Below are 1,104 nucleotides of genomic sequence, written 5' to 3'. Positions count from 1 at the left end.
CTAGGGCCTGTGTCGAAGTGAGTTGAGGGGTGGCACCGCGTAGCGGTGCCACCCCTCAACTCGTGTGCGGAAGCTGTTGTCCGCGTTGGTGAATGGGTGAGGTCTCCGGTAGTTGGTTTAACGACCAAGAAAAACCGGAGACCGACCGGAGACCTCGTGACCAGCGTAGCGGTGGCGGGGCGAGCGGACCTGACCGATGCCCAATGGGCTCGGTTGGAGCCGTTGCTGCCCCGGAACAAGAAGGCGGGCCGTCCGCCTCAGTGGACGAAACGTCAGCTCATCGATGGAATCCGGTGGCGGACCAGGGTCGGTTGCCCGTGGCGGGACGTGCCACCGCAGTACGGGTCCTGGTCGGCGATGTACGGGTTGTTCCGCCGCTGGCAGCGCGGTGGCGTGTGGCTGGTGATCGTGAAGTTGTTGCAGGCCTTCGCCGATGCCGCCGGCCGGATCATCTGGCAGGTGAGTGTGGACTCGACGATCATGCGAGCCCATCAACATGCCGCGGGTGCCCGAGGTGGGGGCGAGTCTCAGGCCGAGCCGCCCGGCGGGCGTGGTGACCCCGAGCCCGCTGATCACGGCCTGGGCCGATCACGGGGCGGTTGGACCACCAAACTGCATCTGGCATGTGAGCAGGGCTGTCGTGTCCTGGCGATGCTGATCACAGCAGGTCAGGCGGGAGACAGCCCGCAGTTCGCGGCAGTGCTCGACGCTATCGAGGTCGTCAAGGCCGCGGGTGGGCGGGCACGATCGCGGCCGGAGCGGGTGCTGGCGGACAAAGCATATTCCAGTCGTGCCAACCGCGACCTGCTTCGTCGGCGTGGGATTAGGGCCACGATCGCGATCCCGTCCGACCAAGCCGCGCATCGCCGTCACCGAGGCAGTGCCGGCGGCCGACCGCCGGCGTTCGACGTGGTTCGTTACCGTGACCGCAACGCGGTCGAACGTGGCATCAACCAGCTCAAACAGCATCGGGCGGTGGCTACTCGGTATGACAAGCTCGCTGTCCGATATCTTGCGACGGTCCATATCGCGGCGATGAACCAATGGCTACGCAGCGAGTGAGGGCGGGCCATTCGGCCCGCCCTCACTCGACTTCGACACAGG

General features: G+C 66.1%; 1 protein-coding gene. It reads left to right on the top strand.

Annotation, left to right across the window (positions count from 1 at the left end; translation table 11 throughout):
• The first annotated feature begins 156 nt into the window (after window positions 1–156).
• Window positions 157–1,062 (top strand): IS5 family transposase, encoded by a 906-nt coding sequence (locus NA10_RS35105; RefSeq protein ID WP_067575001.1) that lies wholly within the window; start codon window positions 157–159, stop codon window positions 1,060–1,062.
• Window positions 1,063–1,104: the final 42 nt, after the last annotated feature.

Origin of the sequence: Nocardia acidivorans NBRC 108247, assembly GCF_001625085.1 — a bacterium.
GTDB lineage: Bacteria > Actinomycetota > Actinomycetes > Mycobacteriales > Mycobacteriaceae > Nocardia > Nocardia acidivorans.
This window is presented reverse-complemented; position numbering and strand designations above follow the sequence as displayed.